Below are 12,681 nucleotides of genomic sequence, written 5' to 3' on the forward strand. Positions count from 1 at the left end.
GGACGACCCACGGGGGACGACGGGGACGGGCCCGGGTGCGCTGAGGGAGAGCACCCGGGCCCGGTCGCGTCATCACACCGGTCACCCGTCGGTCACACGCGGGTGGCCTGCCCGCCGTCGCACCCCGGGATCAGGCCCGCAGATACGCCAGCACCGCCAGCACCCTGCGGTGCGTCTCGGTGGCCGGGGGCAGGTCGAGCTTGGTGAGGATGCTGCCGATGTGTTTGCCCACGGCTGCCTCGGAGACGACGAGTCCGCGGGCGACGGCGGCGTTGGACCTGCCCTCCGCGATCAGGGCGAGGACCTCGCGCTCGCGCGGGCTGAGCCGCTCCAGGGGATCCCGGCGGCGGCGCAGCAACTGGCGTACCACCTCCGGGTCGACGACCGTGCCGCCGTCCGCGACCTCGGCCAGCGCGTCGACGAACTCCTCGACCTGGCCGACGCGGTCCTTCAGCAGGTAGCCGACGCCCGTGCCGTCGCCGGAGTCCAGCAGCTCGCCGGCGTAGGCCCGTTGCACGTACTGGCTGAGGACGAGGACGGGCAGGCCGGGGCGCCGCTCCCGCAGCCGCACCGCCGCGTGCAGGCCCTCGTCCTGGAAGCCGGGCGGCATGCGGACGTCCGTCACGACGATGTCCGGGGTGTGCTCCTCCGCCGCCGCGACCAGCGCCTCCGCGTCCCCCACGGCCGCCACGACCTCGTGGCCGCAGCGGGCGAGCAGGCCGACCAGCCCGTCCCGCAGCAGCACGCTGTCCTCGGCCAGTACTACGCGAAGCGTTCGGTCCGGTGCTCGGTCCACTCGCAAGGAATCTCCACGCGCAACAGGGTCGGTCCGCCCGGCGGACTGGACAGGGAGAGTCTGCCATCCAGCACGGACACCCGGTCGGCGAGCCCGGTCAGTCCGCTGCCCGCCCCGGCCCCCGCCCCCGCCTCGGCGCCGCCCCGGCCGTCGTCGCGGACCTGGAGGGACAGCCGCCCGTCGCGGTGCCCGCCGGTCACCTCCGCGCGGTCGGCCCCGCTGTGCTTGGCGACGTTGGCGAGGGCCTCGCAGACCACGAAGTAGGCGGCGGCCTCGACTGCCTGGGGCAGCCGGCCCGGCAGCTCCAGGCGTACGTCCACGGGGACGGCGGACCGGTCGGCCGCGTCCTCGACGGCGGCCTGAAGGCCGTAGTCGGCGAGCACCTTGGGGTGGATGCCGTGGATCAGCTCGCGCAGTTCCTCCAGCGCCTTCCCCGCCTCCCCGTGGGCCCTGGCCAGCTGGTCGGCGAGCGGGCCGGGCGGTGCGTCGAGGCGGGCCAGGCCGAGGGCCATCGTCAGGGCGACGAGGCGTTGCTGGGCGCCGTCGTGCAGGTCGCGTTCGATCCGGCGCCGCTCGGTTTCGAAGGCGTCCACCAACCGCACCCGGGAGCGCGTGAGTTCGACGACCCGGTCGCCCAGGTCGCCGCCGCGCGGGGCCACGAGGACACGGGTGAACTCGGCCCGCGCGCCCGCCGCCAGGCCCAGCGCGTAGGCGCCCAGGGCGAGGAGCAGCAGCCCGAGCACCGCCGCGCCGCACGCGGCCGGCCAGGTGGTGACCGTCCACAGCTTGAGCACCTTCGCCTCCTCACCGTCCCCGACGGTGGCCATCAGCAGCGGGGTGGCGACCGTGGCGAGCGGCAGGGCCAGGGCGGCGGTGACGACGATGGCGTCCACCGGCCAGAGCAGGAAGGCGAACAGCAGGGCGTAGCCGAGTTCCTGCCAGGTCGACCGCTCCCGCAGCCGGGTGGTCAGCCAGGACCACAGGCCCGCGGCGGAGGGCTGCCGGTGCCGGCCGGGTGCGGGATCTCGGTCGACCAGGCGGAGCCGGTGCCGTTCCAGATGGGCGACGGGTATGCCCGCGAGCGCGGTGAGGACCAGCAGCGGCAGCCCCACCACGACGACGGCGAGGAGGCCGCCGGCGGCCACCGCGGCCACGACTCCCACCAGGGTGACGGCACCGGCGACCGCCCCGGTCGTCAGGTAGGCGACCGCGCGCCACGGCCACGCCGACAGCAGAAAGCCGGGGCCGGACATGGCCTGCCACACAGTGCGAGGGTGCATGCGCATCACCGTAGAACTCCCGCGTACGGCCGGGCCATCGGTCCAGGGGGCCTCCAGGGGGTATGGCCTGCCCTACCCCGGTTCTCGCCTCTGCCGCACTGCGCCGGGGTGGTCACGGACGGTTTCGTGGAGCCATCAGCCGGAAGCCGACGTGGTGGGGACAGATGAACGGTCAGATGAACGGTCGGACGAACGGCCGGATGAGCGGTCGGATGAGCGGCCAGGTAAGCGGCCAGGTGAGCGACGGCGTGATCCAGTTGCGTTCCGTCAGCCGACGGTACGGATCGGGCGACAGCACCGTGACGGCCCTCGACGAGGTCTCCCTCGCCTTCCCCGAAGGCACGTTCACCGCCGTGATGGGCCCCTCCGGCTCGGGCAAGTCGACGCTCCTGCAGTGCGCCGCCGGCCTGGACCGGCCCACGTCGGGGTCGGTCGTGGTCGGCGGCACCGAGCTGACCGGGCTGAGCGAGCGGAGACTGACCCTGCTGCGCCGGGAGCGCATCGGGTTCGTGTTCCAGGCGTTCAACCTGCTGCCGTCGCTGACCGCCGAGCAGAACGTGGCCCTCCCCCTGCGCCTGGCCGGCCGCCGCCCCTCCCGGGCACGGGTGCGCGAAGTACTCGCCCAGGTCGGCCTCGGCGACCGGGCCCGGCACCGGCCCACGGAGATGTCCGGCGGCCAGCAGCAGCGCGTCGCCCTGGCCCGCGCGCTGATCACCCGCCCCGACGTGCTGTTCGGTGACGAGCCGACCGGTGCGCTGGACTCGGGGACCGGCCGCGAGGTGCTGGCGCTGCTGCGCGGCATGGTCGACCGCGAGGGCCAGACCGTCGTCATGGTCACCCACGACCCGGTGGCCGCCTCCTACGCCGACCGCGTGGTCTTCCTCGTCGACGGCCGTGTCAACGGCGAGCTGGCCGACGCCGGCGCCGACCGCATCGCCGCGCACCTGACCCGGCTGGAGACCGTCCCGTGCTGAACGCCGCCCTGCGCACCCTGCGCACCCGCTGGGCCACCTTCGCCGGCAGCTTCGTCGCGCTGTCGCTGGGCGTCGCCCTCCTCGCCGTGACGGGGCTGGCCCTGGCCTCCTCGCTGGACACGCCGGACCGCGCGCCGGAACGGTTCGCCGCCGCGCCGGCCGTGGTCCGGGGGCAGGACACCCTGCGCGTGCCGACACCGGTCGGCGACCGTACGGAGGAGCTGGCGCAGCCGCGTGCGGTGCCCGCCGGGACGATCGCCGAGCTGGAGCGGCTCGGCCGGGTCGTCGAGGACCGGTCCTTCGCGGTACGCGCCGAGGGCGGGCCCGCCGACTTGGTCGGCCACCCCTGGTCGACCGCCGCCTTCGCCCCGTACACCCTCGACGCGGGCCGCGCGCCGCGCACGGCCGACGAGGTCGTCGTCACCGGCGGCTGGGCCGCGCCGGGCGCGCGGGTGCGGACGGACCGGGGCACCGTGCGGGTCGTGGGCACCGTGCCCGACCGCGGGTTCGAGGACGCCGTCTTCTACACCGACGCGCACGCCGCCCGGCTCTCACCGCTCAGCGTGCAGCTGGTGGTGGCCGGCGCGGACCCGACCGCGGTGCGGGACGCGGTGCGCGGCAGCGCGGGCGTCCAGGTGCTCACCGGGGACGACCGGCGGTACGCCGACGCCGACCCCGACCGGGACAGCGAGGCGCTGACCGCGATGAACGCCCTGTTCGGCACGGCCGGCGGCGTCACCGCTTTCGTCTCGGTGTTCGTCGTGGCGTCCACGTTCGCCTTCGCGGTCGCCCAGCGGCGGCGGGAGTTCGGGCTGCTGCGCACGGCCGGGGCGACGCCGGGGCAGATCCGCCGCATGGTGTTCGCCGAGGCCCTGCTGGTCGGCGTGCTCGCCTCGGCCGCGGGCTGCGTACTCGGCTCGTACGGCGCGCCGCGGCTGGCGGCGTGGGTGGTCGACGGCGGGCTGGCGCCGGCCTGGTTCACCATCGGCGACCACACCTGGCCGTACCACATGGCCTTCTGGACCGGGCTCCTCGTCGCCCTGTGCGGCGTGGTCGCGGCGTCCTGGCGGGCGGGCACGACCGGCCCCGCCGAGGCGCTGCGCGAGGCGTCCGTGGACGCCGGGTCGATGACACCCGGGCGGTGGCTGTTCGGTCTCGGGCTGCTGCTGACCGCCCTGGTGACGCTCGTCATCGCCCTGACCGGCGACCCCGGTGACCTGCTGCACCGCAAGACGTACGTGCTCCGGCCGATGCTGCTGATCACCGCGGTCGCGCTGCTCGCGCCGGTCGTGGTGCGTCCGCTGACCCGGGTGCTGGCCTGGCCGGCGGCCCGGTCGCCGGGCGCCACGGGCATGCTGGTGCGCGAGAACGCGGCCGCCGGCGTGCGCCGTACCGCAGCCGTCGCGGCGCCGGTACTGGTCACCGTCGCCCTCGCGGGCTCCCTCCTCGGCGCCACCGCGACGCTCAACGAGGCGAAGGCCACCGAGACGCGCGAGCGGACCACCGCCGCCTTCGTGGTCACCGCGCCGGACGGCGCCCCCGGCACGGGCCCTGACACACGCACCACGGGCTTCGACGCGCGGACCGTGGAACGGATACGCGCCGTGCCGGGGACGGCGGAGGTCTCGCCCAGCTCGTCGAGCGCGGTGTACGTCCTGGAGGAGGGCGTGGCGCTCATCCGGTCCGAGGCCCGCGCCGTCGGCAGTCCCCGTGCCCTCGCCGCCACCTCCCGGCTGCCGCTCGCGGCGGGGAAGGCGACCGGCCTCGACGACCACTCGATCATCGTCAACGAGGAGTGGGAACGGCACTCCGTCGGCCGGAGCGTACGGGTGTGGCTGGGGGACGGTACGGAGAAGACGCTGCGCATCGCCGCGGTGATGCACACCGGCACCGGCGACAACGGCGTCTACGTCACTCCCGCCAACGCCCCCGGCGCCGCGGTCGACCGGGTGGACGTCGCCCTCACCGCCGGCGCCGATGTCGAGGCCGTGGCCGCCGGGCTGCGCGAGGCGGTGCGACCGGCCGGCGGAGAGGTGTTCACCAAGGACGAGTGGGTCGCCGCCACCTACCCGGAGACCAACCGTCCGACCCGGGTCGGCCTCTTCCTGATCCTCGGGATCGCCCTGCTCTACACCGGCATCTCGCTGGTCAACACGATGGTGATGGCCACCTCCGACCGGGTCCGCGACCTGGCGGTACTGCGGCTGGCCGGGGCCACCGACGGGCAGGTGCTGCGGCTGGTCGGCGCCGAGTCGCTCCTGGTCGTCGCGGTCGGCGCGCTGCTCGGGCTGGTCGCCGCCGTGCTCAATCTCGCCGGGATGTGGGCGGCGCTCAGGCTGCTCTCGGTATACGCCACGCCCGTAGTGCCGTGGGAGACGATCGGCGCGGTCGTGGCCGCCTGCGCCTTCCTCGCGGTACTCGCCTCGGTCGTCCCCGCCGCCCTGGCCCTGCGGCGCCGTCCGGCGGAGCTCGCGGGCACACGCGGCGAGTGACCTCGCTCCGGCACATCGCCGATCGCCCTGCCCCACCCCGCCGACACGGCCTCTCACTCGCCGCCCGGGGTGAACACCTCGGCCGCCGACACGACGGCGATCGCCCGGTTGAGCCAGACGTTCAGGGTGTCGGGATCGGTGCAGCCGACGATGCGCGCCCGTTCCTCCTCGGACACCACGACACCACGACGCTCCAGCACACGCAGGACGGCCTCGGCAAGACCTTGGGCGTACCCCTCGGCCCGAAGGCTCTGAGCAGTCTGCGACCGGAAGAACGAGAGGTCGCGGTCCACGTGACTCAGCCCTCGCCCGGCGTGAACAGCTCGGCCGCCGACTCGGCCGTGACCGCCCGTGTGAACCAGACGTCCAGGGTCTCCAGATCCGAACAGCCGACGATGCGCGCCCGTACCTCCTCGGACACCACGACACCACGACGCTCCAGCAAACGCAGGACGGCCTCGGCAAGACCGGCCGCCCGGCCCTCCTCCCGGCCCTCCGCCCGGCCCTCCGCCCGAAGGCTCTGAGCAGTCTGCGACTGGAAGAACGAGAGGTCGGCAGCCATGATGTGCCTCCAGAGGTCTGCGGCCGGCGTCTTGCCGAGGCCTTGTTCCGTGAGCTCGATGAAGATGCTTGCGGTGTTCTCGTCGTCGGCCGACAGGTCGTTCAGTGCCGTCGCCAGAGCTTTCAGTATGGCACCGGCGTCCGGATCCCGGCGGTGCAGAGCCGCGGAGAGCACCGTCAGCGGAATGTCGCGCGCGGCCTCGTCGGGGCTGTCGATCACGGGCAGGCTGTCCGGTCCCAGGACCAGGGGGCGCACGGTGAGCGAGGGCCACTGCGGAGGGCCGATGTCGGCGTGCCGGGCCGCCCAGGACGCGGTGCGTCGGTCGGCGCAGACGACCAGCAGGACCGGCGGCAGGCCGTACTTGGCGTGCAGGTGCGACAGGTAGTACGCCCAGCTCGCGGGTTTGTCGGGGTCCGGTTTCCCCTGTGACTCCACGGCGAGGAGGAAGCTCTCGCCGTCCTCCGCGTCCATGCGCAGCAGCGTGTCCAGACGCCGGTCCACGGGACGGTTCTCGGTGAGGTCGGTGGGGAGGGGTGCCCCGGTGAGCGGACCGGCGAAGGTGATGCCGAGGCCCTTTACGGCACGGGCGAAGAGCCCCGGATCCTCCTGGAAGATCCGGTGCAGCGCCTCATGGGATGAGCTGACCATGCGCCGAACATAGGCCGGGTGGGACAACTACCACCGACATATGCCGTTGATTACTGCGATCGAGTGACGCCCGGGCCAGAGGGATGACGCGAGATCACGAGGGACGCACGCGGCCGGCCACCGCCACCATGCGAAAGGGCCCGTACGACCGAAGTCGTACGGGCCCTTTCAGGCATCAGCCATCAGCCCATGTCAGGTCGGTGGACCGACAAGCAAGCGGAGCTTACTTGTTGATCTTCGTGACCTGGCCGGCGCCCACGGTCCGGCCACCCTCACGGATGGCGAACTTCAGGCCCTCTTCCATGGCGACGGGCTGGATGAGCTCCACCTTCATCTCGGTGTTGTCACCCGGCATGACCATCTCGGTGCCCTCGGGGAGGGTCACGACGCCGGTCACGTCCGTCGTACGGAAGTAGAACTGCGGACGGTAGTTGTTGAAGAAGGGGGTGTGACGGCCACCCTCGTCCTTCGACAGGATGTAGGCCTGGGCCTCGAACTCGGTGTGCGGCGTGACCGAACCGGGCTTGATGATGACCTGGCCGCGCTCCACGTCCTCGCGCTTGATGCCACGGAGGAGCAGACCGACGTTCTCACCGGCCTGGCCCTCGTCGAGGAGCTTGCGGAACATCTCGATGCCGGTGACCGTGGTGGTGGTCTTCTCGGTCTTGATGCCGATGATGTCGACGGTCTCGTTGACCTTGAGGACACCACGCTCGATGCGGCCGGTGACGACGGTGCCACGACCGGTGATCGTGAAGACGTCCTCGATCGGCATCAGGAACGGCTTGTCGACGTCGCGCTCGGGCTCCGGGATGGACTCGTCCACGGCCTTCATGAGCTCGAGGACCGAGTTGCCCCACTCCTTGTCGCCCTCGAGGGCCTTCAGAGCGGAGACCTTGACGACCGGCAGGTCGTCGCCCGGGAACTCGTACTCGGAGAGGAGCTCACGCACCTCGAGCTCGACGAGCTCCAGGATCTCCTCGTCGTCCACCATGTCGGCCTTGTTCAGGGCGACGACGATGTACGGAACGCCGACCTGGCGGGCCAGGAGCACGTGCTCCTTGGTCTGCGGCATCGGGCCGTCGGTGGCGGCGACCACGAGGATGGCGCCGTCCATCTGCGCGGCACCCGTGATCATGTTCTTGATGTAGTCCGCGTGACCGGGGCAGTCGACGTGGGCGTAGTGACGCGTCTCGGTCTGGTACTCGACGTGCGCGATGGAGATGGTGATACCGCGCTGACGCTCCTCGGGCGCCTTGTCGATCTGGTCGAAGGCCGAGGCCTCGTTCAGCTCGGGGTACGCGTCGTGCAGCACCTTGGTAATGGCGGCCGTGAGGGTCGTCTTACCGTGGTCGATGTGACCGATGGTGCCGATGTTGACGTGCGGCTTAGTCCGCTCGAACTTCGCCTTCGCCACTGGGGTCCTCCTGTGGAGTGGTTCTGTACGCCTTACTCATCGGCGCCAGGTGATCTTTGCTGGAAAGCCCGGGTGCCGGGGGCATTCCACCGGGTTCACGGCGGAATGCCCCATGCAGGCTCCGGGGTCAAGCCTAAAGCGTGAGAACGGGGTCCGTTAAACGGAGTAGTCCGTTACTCGCCCTTGGCCTTCGCGATGATCTCCTCGGCGACGTTCCGGGGAACCTCGGCGTAGGAGTCGAACTGCATCGAGTAGCTTGCGCGACCCGACGTCTTGCTGCGGAGGTCTCCGACGTAGCCGAACATCTCCGAGAGGGGCACGAGGCCCTTCACGACGCGGGCACCCATCCGCTCCTCCATGGCCTGGATCTGGCCACGACGGGAGTTGATGTCGCCGATGACCTCGCCCATGTAGTCCTCGGGCGTGGTGACCTCGACGGACATCATGGGCTCCATGAGGACCGGCGAAGCCTTGCGCGCGGCCTCCTTGAAGGCCTGCGAACCGGCGATCTTGAAGGCGAGCTCGGAGGAGTCGACCTCGTGGTAGCCGCCGTCGATGAGCGTGACGCGGACGCCCGTCATCTCGTAGCCGGCCAGGATGCCGAACTGCATGGCCTCCTGGGCACCGGCGTCCACCGAAGGGATGTACTCCTTCGGGATACGGCCACCGGTCACCTTGTTCACGAACTCGTACGAGCTGTCGCCGCCCTCGATCGGCTCGATCGCGATCTGCACCTTGGCGAACTGACCGGTACCACCGGTCTGCTTCTTGTGGGTGTAGTCCACGCGCTCGACGGCCTTGCGGATCGTCTCACGGTACGCGACCTGGGGCTTGCCGACGTTGGCCTCGACCCGGAACTCACGGCGCATGCGGTCGACCAGCACCTCGAGGTGCAGCTCGCCCATACCGCCGATGATGGTCTGGCCGGTCTCCTCGTCGGAGTGGACCTGGAAGGACGGGTCCTCCTCGGCGAGGCGCTGGATCGCGACGCCGAGCTTCTCCTGGTCGCCCTTCGACTTGGGCTCGATGGCGACCTCGATGACCGGCGCCGGGAAGTCCATGGACTCCAGGATGACCGGGCTCTTGTCGTCGGACAGCGTCTCACCGGTGGTGGTCTGCTTCAGGCCCATGACGGCGACGATGTCGCCGGCGCCCACCGACTCGATCTCCTCACGCTTGTTGGCGTGCATGCGGTAGATCTTGCCGATGCGCTCCTTCTTGCCCTTGACGGAGTTCAGCACCGCGGTGCCGGACTCCAGGCGGCCCGAGTAGACCCGGACGAAGGTGAGCTTGCCGAGGTGCGGGTCGCTCATGATCTTGAACGCGAGCGCGGCCAGCGGCTCGTCCTCGGACGGCTTGCGCTTGACGACGACCTCGGGGTCCTTGACGTCGTGGCCCTCGATGGCCTCGACGTCGAGCGGGGTCGGCAGGTAGCGCACGACCGCGTCGAGCAGGGGCTGGACGCCCTTGTTCTTGAACGCGGTGCCGCAGAACACCGGGGTGACCGTGGTGTCGTCGGACTTGCCGGAGGCGATGGTGACACGACGGATCGCGGCGTACAGCTGCTCCTCGGTGGGCTCCTGGCCCTCCAGGAACAGCTCCATGATCTCTTCGTCGTTCTCCGCGACGCCCTCGACCAGCTTGCCGCGCCACTCCTCGGCGGCCTCGGTGTGCGTGGCCGGGATGTCCACGGTCTCGTACATCTCGCCCTTGGCCGCGTCGGCGGACCACACGAGCGCCTTCATGCGGACCAGGTCCACGACGCCCTTGAAGTCGGCCTCGGCGCCGATCGGGAGCTGCATGACGAGCGGCTGGGCGCCCAGGCGGTTCGAGATCATCTCCACGCAGCGGTGGAACTCGGCGCCGGTACGGTCCAGCTTGTTGACGAAGCAGATGCGCGGCACGCCGTAACGGTCGGCCTGACGCCACACCGTCTCGGACTGCGGCTCGACACCGGCGACACCGTCGAACACGGTCACGGCACCGTCGAGCACACGCAGGGAACGCTCCACCTCGACGGTGAAGTCGACGTGCCCCGGGGTGTCGATGATGTTGATCGTGTAGTCGTTGTCCTCGAGCGGCCAGTGGCAGGTGGTCGCAGCAGACGTGATCGTGATGCCACGCTCCTGCTCCTGCTCCATCCAGTCCATCGTGGCGGCGCCGTCGTGGACCTCACCGATCTTGTACGACACGCCCGTGTAGAACAGGATGCGCTCGGTGGTGGTCGTCTTGCCCGCGTCGATGTGGGCCATGATCCCGATGTTGCGGACCTTGGCCAGGTCAAGTGAAGTGGTAGCCATAAGGCTTCAGTCTTCTCTCGGTCTCGATGTGGGTAGCGACTACCAGCGGTAGTGCGCGAAGGCCTTGTTGGACTCGGCCATCTTGTGCGTGTCCTCGCGCTTCTTCACAGCGGCACCGAGGCCGTTGGACGCGTCGAGGAGCTCGTTGAGCAGCCGCTCGGTCATGGTCTTCTCGCGACGGGCGCGGGAGTAACCGACCAGCCAGCGCAGCGCGAGGGTGTTGGCGCGACCGGGCTTGACCTCGATCGGCACCTGGTACGTCGCACCACCGACGCGGCGGGACTTGACCTCGAGGGTCGGCTTGATGTTCTCGAGAGCGCGCTTCAGCGTGATGACCGGGTCGTTGCCGGTCTTCTCGCGCAGGCCCTCCATGGCGCCGTAGACGATGCGCTCGGCGGTGGAGCGCTTGCCGTTCAGCAGCACCTTGTTGATCAGGGAGGTCACCAGAGGAGAACCGTAGACCGGGTCGATGATGACCGGGCGCTTCGGGGCGGGGCCCTTACGAGGCATTCTTACTTCTCCTTCTTGGCGCCGTAGCGGCTGCGGGCCTGCTTGCGGTTCTTCACACCCTGGGTGTCAAGCGAACCGCGGATGATCTTGTAGCGAACACCCGGCAGGTCCTTCACACGGCCGCCGCGCACGAGCACGATGGAGTGCTCCTGCAGGTTGTGCCCCTCACCCGGAATGTAAGCAGTGACCTCGATCCCGCTGGTCAGACGCACACGCGCGACCTTACGCAGGGCCGAGTTCGGCTTCTTCGGGGTGGTCGTGAACACACGCGTGCAGACGCCGCGACGCTGGGGCGAACCCTCGAGTGCGGGCGTCTTGTTCTTCTCGACCTTGTCCTGCCGGCCCTTCCGGACCAGCTGCTGGATCGTAGGCACTACTTCTCCGGTTTCTGTGCGCCGAATGGTGAAGCTAACCTGGAACGTCGCCGACCCACGCGGTCGGGTGTGTCGAAGCCGCGGACTTTCGCCGCAAGGCGAAAGGAGCGCGGATTGCGGTGGCCGGTCTTGACCCTCACAGCGGTTGAAGGCACGCGCGAGGGCCAGGGCACACCCCAGGCACAAGGTCTGAGCGTACCTATCGCATTCGCTGCGGTCAAAACAAATGCGCGGGACCGGCACCGGCACCCGATTCACCCCACTGTGCCCCGATCGGCGCAGGGCGCCTCAGGACCGCGGCACGGGGACGCGCGGCTCCCGCACCTCGCCGGGACCGGCGGCGGCCCGTCCGTCGTCGGACGGCGGCGGGGCGGCCGTGTCGTCGCGGACGAAGTACGTCGGGCGGTTCTGCACGGCCGTGTATATGCGGCCGACGTACTCGCCGAGCAGCCCGACGCAGATCAGCTGCACGGCGCCGATGAAGACGATGCCGGTGAAGAGCGACGTCCAGCCGGGCACCGTGCGGCCCAGGGCGAAGGCGACCAGCGTGTAGACCAGCAGCCCCAGGCACACCACGAAGGCGCCGGCGCCCAGCCAGGTGGCCAGCCGCAGCGGGGCCGCGGAGAACCCGGTGACGCTGTCGACCGCGAGCCGGATCATCCGGCCCAGCGGGTACTTGGTGCGGCCCGCGGTGCGCGGGGCACGCTCGTACGTCACCCGGCCACTCGGGAAGCCCAGCCAGGGCACCAGGAGCCGGTAGACCCGCTGCTGGTCCGGCAGTGCCTTCAGCGCGTCCACGGCGGCCCGGCTGAGCAGCCGGAAGTCGCCCGCCTGCGCGAGGACCGACGGGCCCGCCAGGCGCCGCATCAGCCGGTAGTACAGGCCCGCCGACCACCGCTTGAACCCGGAGTCGCTGCTGCGGTCGACACGGACCCCGTACACGATGTCGAGCCCCTCCGCGCGGGCCAGCGCCAGCATCTCGGGGATCTTCTCCGGCGGGTCCTGGAGGTCGGCGTCCAGGCTCACCACGTACGCGCCGCACGCCCGGTCCAGGCCGGCGGTGAGGGCCGCCTGGTGACCGGAATTGCGCCGCAGCGCGACCACCCGCAGTTCCGGCCAGCCCAGCCGGAAGGCGGCGAGCAGCTCCGCCGTACGGTCACCGCTGCCGTCGTCCACCGCGACGACCTCGTGGGCGACGCCCAGCTCCGCCAGGACCGGCCGCAGCCTGCTGACCAGCGCGGGCAGGACCTCTTCCTCGTTGTACATCGGAATGACGACCGACAGCACGACCGCTTCGTGCACGTCCCCGTCCCGTCCCTCGGGCACCG

The 12,681-nt window shown here is 70.9% G+C and carries 11 protein-coding genes; 2 read left to right on the forward strand and 9 right to left on the reverse strand.

The window, feature by feature from the left end:
- Positions 1-130: 130 nt before the first annotated feature.
- Both ACP4J0_RS04465 and ACP4J0_RS04470 read right to left on the reverse strand, forming a co-directional pair.
- Positions 131-796: a response regulator gene (locus ACP4J0_RS04465; protein ID WP_426597249.1), complete on the reverse strand. Its 666-nt coding sequence runs from the start codon at positions 794-796 to the stop codon at positions 131-133.
- Positions 763-2,076, reverse strand: coding sequence for a sensor histidine kinase (locus tag ACP4J0_RS04470; protein WP_426597250.1), 1,314 nt, complete (start codon positions 2,074-2,076; stop codon positions 763-765). Before ACP4J0_RS04470 ends, ACP4J0_RS04465 begins: the two co-directional genes overlap by 34 nt.
- A gap of 212 nt (positions 2,077-2,288) precedes the next feature.
- Here ACP4J0_RS04470 and ACP4J0_RS04475 point away from each other — a divergent pair, with 212 nt between their 5' ends.
- Positions 2,289-3,050: an ABC transporter ATP-binding protein gene (locus ACP4J0_RS04475; RefSeq protein WP_426597251.1), complete on the forward strand. Its 762-nt coding sequence runs from the start codon at positions 2,289-2,291 to the stop codon at positions 3,048-3,050.
- Complete coding sequence (locus tag ACP4J0_RS04480; RefSeq protein WP_426597252.1) at positions 3,044-5,542, forward strand: FtsX-like permease family protein; 2,499 nt, start codon at positions 3,044-3,046, stop codon at positions 5,540-5,542. Before ACP4J0_RS04475 ends, ACP4J0_RS04480 begins: the two co-directional genes overlap by 7 nt.
- 53 nt (positions 5,543-5,595) lie before the next feature.
- On the opposite strand, the gene ACP4J0_RS04485 is transcribed toward ACP4J0_RS04480, so the two are convergent.
- The 7 genes from ACP4J0_RS04485 to ACP4J0_RS04515 all read right to left on the reverse strand — a co-directional run bounded on the left by ACP4J0_RS04485 (position 5,596) and on the right by ACP4J0_RS04515 (position 12,679).
- Positions 5,596-5,835 (reverse strand): hypothetical protein, encoded by a 240-nt coding sequence (locus ACP4J0_RS04485; protein ID WP_426597253.1) that lies wholly within the window; start codon positions 5,833-5,835, stop codon positions 5,596-5,598.
- 5 nt (positions 5,836-5,840) lie between these two features.
- Complete coding sequence (locus ACP4J0_RS04490) at positions 5,841-6,752, reverse strand: hypothetical protein (RefSeq protein WP_426597254.1); 912 nt, start codon at positions 6,750-6,752, stop codon at positions 5,841-5,843.
- A 223-nt stretch (positions 6,753-6,975) separates the two neighbouring features.
- On the reverse strand, positions 6,976-8,169 hold the full coding sequence (gene tuf, locus ACP4J0_RS04495) for an elongation factor Tu (protein WP_055418382.1): 1,194 nt from the start codon (positions 8,167-8,169) through the stop codon (positions 6,976-6,978).
- A 173-nt stretch (positions 8,170-8,342) separates the two neighbouring features.
- Positions 8,343-10,469 (reverse strand): elongation factor G, encoded by a 2,127-nt coding sequence (gene fusA, locus ACP4J0_RS04500; RefSeq protein ID WP_426597255.1) that lies wholly within the window; start codon positions 10,467-10,469, stop codon positions 8,343-8,345.
- 39 nt (positions 10,470-10,508) lie between these two features.
- The gene (gene rpsG, locus ACP4J0_RS04505; RefSeq protein ID WP_003974303.1) at positions 10,509-10,979 is read right to left on the reverse strand and encodes a 30S ribosomal protein S7; all 471 of its coding nucleotides are present in this window, start codon (positions 10,977-10,979) and stop codon (positions 10,509-10,511) included.
- Positions 10,980-10,981: 2 nt separating this feature from the next.
- On the reverse strand, positions 10,982-11,353 hold the full coding sequence (gene rpsL, locus ACP4J0_RS04510) for a 30S ribosomal protein S12 (protein ID WP_003948652.1): 372 nt from the start codon (positions 11,351-11,353) through the stop codon (positions 10,982-10,984).
- 288 nt (positions 11,354-11,641) lie between these two features.
- On the reverse strand, positions 11,642-12,679 hold the full coding sequence (locus ACP4J0_RS04515) for a glycosyltransferase family 2 protein (protein WP_426597256.1): 1,038 nt from the start codon (positions 12,677-12,679) through the stop codon (positions 11,642-11,644).
- Between the last annotated feature and the right edge of the window lie 2 nt (positions 12,680-12,681).

The organism is Streptomyces sp. WG7 (assembly GCF_049975785.1).
Lineage (GTDB): Bacteria > Actinomycetota > Actinomycetes > Streptomycetales > Streptomycetaceae > Streptomyces.